This is a genomic window from Micromonospora sp. M51 (genome assembly GCF_018070305.1).
Taxonomy (GTDB): Bacteria; Actinomycetota; Actinomycetes; order Mycobacteriales; family Micromonosporaceae; genus Micromonospora; species Micromonospora parva.
The window spans coordinates 1-3,541 of record NZ_JAGPXZ010000654.1 but is presented as its reverse complement, the minus strand read 5'-3'; the positions used below and the strand labels follow the sequence as shown (position 1 = coordinate 3,541).

General features: G+C 69.1%; 3 protein-coding genes and 1 pseudogene. 3 read left to right on the top strand and 1 reads right to left on the bottom strand.

What is annotated here, in order from left to right; translation table 11 throughout:
* Window positions 1–50 precede the first annotated feature (50 nt).
* A complete protein-coding gene (locus KBX53_RS26410; protein WP_030333800.1) occupies window positions 51–425 on the top strand; it encodes a cupin domain-containing protein in 375 nt (124 codons plus the stop codon).
* A gap of 46 nt (window positions 426–471) precedes the next feature.
* Here KBX53_RS26410 and KBX53_RS26405 read toward each other — a convergent pair whose 3' ends face one another.
* Window positions 472–1,926 (bottom strand): alkaline phosphatase PhoX, encoded by a 1,455-nt coding sequence (locus KBX53_RS26405; protein WP_210862230.1) that lies wholly within the window; start codon window positions 1,924–1,926, stop codon window positions 472–474.
* Between the two features lie 192 nt (window positions 1,927–2,118).
* On the opposite strand from KBX53_RS26405, the pseudogene KBX53_RS26400 reads away from it, so the two are divergent.
* Together KBX53_RS26400 and KBX53_RS26395 are read left to right on the top strand one after the other, a co-directional pair.
* Window positions 2,119–2,869: pseudogene (locus KBX53_RS26400) on the top strand (ABC transporter ATP-binding protein).
* Window positions 2,866–3,541: ABC transporter permease (locus KBX53_RS26395; RefSeq protein WP_210862228.1), on the top strand; the 676-nt coding region annotated here is incomplete at its 3' end. The pseudogene KBX53_RS26400 and the gene KBX53_RS26395, both read left to right, overlap by 4 nt.

The following is a 3,541-nucleotide window of genomic DNA, read 5'->3' as shown; positions in this document are numbered from 1 at the left end:
CACCACATCTGAGTGGTGGCCGTCGGCCCGACGGCTGACAGGAGGCCGTCATGAGCAGCAAGGATCGACCTGCGGGGATCAGCCCCACGGCGGTGGAGTCAGCGCCGGGGCTGTGGCGGATCGACCTGCAACGGCACGACCTCAGCATCCCCGGGCGGGAGGTCATTCAGACCCGGGTGGAGTTCACGCCGGATTCGCCACCGTTCAAGCACTTCCACCCCGGCGAGGAAATCATCTGCGTTCTGCAGGGAACGCTGGAATACCGGCTTGAGGGGCAGCCGCCCGTGGTGTGCAATCCCGGCGACGCGCTGACCGTTCCGTACGGCGTGCACCACCAGGCCCGCAATGTCGGCGACGGTATCGCTGTCGAGCTGGCCACGTACGTCGTCGAGAAGGGGAAACCACTTCTCACCAAGGTGGAGTGAGTGCGGGGGCCAGGCGAGTCGCCTGGCCCCCTCCGTGCGGGCTCGGTCAGCCCAGGTACTTCTCCCACGGACCGGTGATGGCCAGGGTGAGGCCCGGGTCCTGCATGTTGACGAAGAGCACCTTGCCGTCGGCGCTGAAGGTCGGCCCGCAGAACTCCGAGTCGTTGAGCTGGTTGCGGGCGATCGGGTACGTCGGGCCGCCCGGGATGGTGCTGAGCACGTGCGAGGCGCCGGAGCCGTCCTCGGCGAGCACGAGGCTGCCCCACGGGGTGACCGTCACGTTGTCCGGGCCGTCGAAGGTGAGGTCGGTGTACCTGACCGCCGTGCCCTCCTCGGACTGGGTCTGGTGCGGGAAGTACGTCACCAACTGGATGGTCTGGTCCTTGAAGTTGTAGAACCACACCATGCCGTCGTGCGGCGCCGCGTCCGCCGGCAGGTCACCCTCGTCCCAGGCGTACGAGTTGACCACGTACACGCCCTCGTCGGTGGCCCACACGCCCTCGAACTTGCGTCCCCGGGTGACCTGGCCGTCGGCGAACTGCTCGCGTACCGACGTGGTGCGTGCGTCGCGGTTCGGCACCTCGATCCAGCGGACCGGGAAGGGGCGGCCCAACTGGGCGGAGGTCAGGTACGCGACGTCCGGCAGCACCGAACCGTCGTCCATGATGATCTGCATGGCGGCGAGGACACCGGCGTTCGGTGCGAGGCGGGTGAGCACGCCCGGGCCCAGCTTGACGCCGTGCGGCGCCGTCCAGCGGTAGAAGAGGCCGTTGGGCCCGTCGGCGTCCTCGGAGAGGTAGATCCGGGTGCGGTCCCTGTCGACGGCCAGAGCCTCGTGGGAGTAGCGGCCCAGGCACTTGATCGGCTTCGGGTCGGCGCTGCCGTCGGCCCACACCTCGAAGACGTAGCCGTGGTCCTTCTGGTAGACGCCGGAGCGGTTGCCCTCTTCCCACTTGTCGCCGGCCCGGTCCTCGGTCTCCTCGCAGGTGAGCCAGGTGCCCCAGGGGGTCGGCCCGCCGGCGCAGTTGGAGATGGTGCCGGAGAGCGCCACGAACTCACCCAGGTTGCGGCCCGCGAGGTCGGTCTTGATCACTGTGCAACCGCCGGCGTCGATGGCGCCCGCGTCGTAGACGGTCCCCTTGACGTGCGGCACACCGAACTCGGCGCCCGGGTCGATCTCGTGGTTCTGGATCAGGGTGTACCGGCCCCGGCCGGCGTCGTAGACGGCCATGCCGTCGTGGTCCGAGGGGGTCACGCCCTGGCCGCGGTCGAGCCGGGTGACGCCGGTCCGGGTGATCACCGTGTAGCTGAAGCCCTTGGGCAGGGCCAGGACTCCCTTGGGGTCGTCCACCAGCGGCGGGAAGGGCACGTTGCCGGGCTTCACCGGCGGGTGCGGCCGGGCCGGGCTGGCCTGGGCCAGGGACGGCAGGCCGCCCGCGACGGCAAGGCCGACGCCGGCGGCGGCGCCGCTGGCGAGGAAGGTACGACGAGAGGAAGGCACGCGGATCAGCTCCTGGTCAGGACAAGTGCGACGGCTCGCAGCCAACTCCTGCGGGCGGACGGCGACACGTCACCAGTGGGAGCGGACGGTGACATCGGGGTGAAGAGTCAGGATCGCGACGGCGTGCGGGTTGTGGTGTCGGCGGCCTGCGGGCTTGACCTTGACGCTGCGTCAACCCTCCATGCTGACGCCATGAGCATCCCGCCACCAACAGCGCAGGTCGAGCAGCCAGCGATCCACGTGCACGGCCTGGAGAAGTCGTTCAAGCAGCTGAGGGTGCTGCGCGGCGTCGACATCGACGTGGCGCGCGGCAGCATCTTCGCCCTGCTCGGCTCGAACGGGGCCGGCAAGACCACCGTGGTGCGAATCCTGGCCACGCTCCTGAAGGCCGACGGGGGGACCGCCCGGGTTGCCGGCTTCGACGTGGTTCGCGGCGGTCGACGAAATCCTCACCGGCCGGGAGAACCTGGTCCTGGTCGCCCGGTTGCGGCACCTCAGTGAGCCCGGCGTGATCGCTGACGACCTGCTGCGGCGCTTCTCGCTGACCGAGGCGGGCAGCCGCAGGGTGCGGACCTACTCCGGCGGCATGCGTCGCCGGCTGGACATCGCGATGAGCCTGATCGGGAACCCGCCGGTGATCTTCCTCGACGAGCCGACGACCGGGCTGGACCCGGAGGCGCGCATCGAGGTGTGGCAGGCGGTCAGGGAACTCGCCAGTGGCGGCACCACAGTGCTGCTCACCACCCAGTACCTCGACGAGGCGGAGCAGCTCGCCGACCGCATCGCGATCCTGCACGAGGGCCGGATCGTCGTGAACGGCACCCTCGACGAACTCAAGCAGCTCCTGCCACCCGCCCAGGTCGAGTACGTGGAGAAGCAGCCGACCCTGGAGGACGTCTTCCTCACCCTCGTCGGCACGAAGACGGAGAAGGAACAACGATGAACAAGCACTTCCTCGGCGACACGACGGTCCTGCTGGGACGCTCACTGCGCCACATCGCCCGCAGCCCGGACACCATCATCACGACCGCTGTCATGCCGATCGCCTTCCTGCTGCTGTTCGTCTACGTCTTCGGCGGCGCGATCGAGACCGGCTCCGACTCGTACGTGAACTATCTGCTCCCCGGCATCCTGCTCATCACCATCGCGTCGGGCATCTCGTACACCGCCTTCCGGCTGTTCCTGGACATGCAGGGCGGCATCTTCGAACGGTTCCAGTCCATGCCGATCGCCCGATCCTCGGTGCTGTGGGCGCACGTGCTGACCTCGCTGGTCGCCAACCTGATCTCGCTCGCCGTGATCGTCCTCGTGGCTTTGGTGATGGGCTTCCGCACCGGCGCCGGGGTGCTGGACTGGCTCGCCGTCGCCGGCATCCTGCTGCTGTTCACCCTGGCGCTGACCTGGATCGCCGTGATCCCCGGCCTCACCGCGAAGTCGGTGGACGGCGCGAGCGCGTTCTCGTACCCGCTGATCTTCCTGCCGTTCGTCAGCTCGGCCTTCGTGCCCACCGCGTCGATGCCCGGCCCGGTGCGCGCCTTCGCCGAGCACCAGCCGGTGACCGCCATCGTCAACGCGATCCGGGACCTCTTCGCGCAGAAGCCGGTCGGTGCCGGCA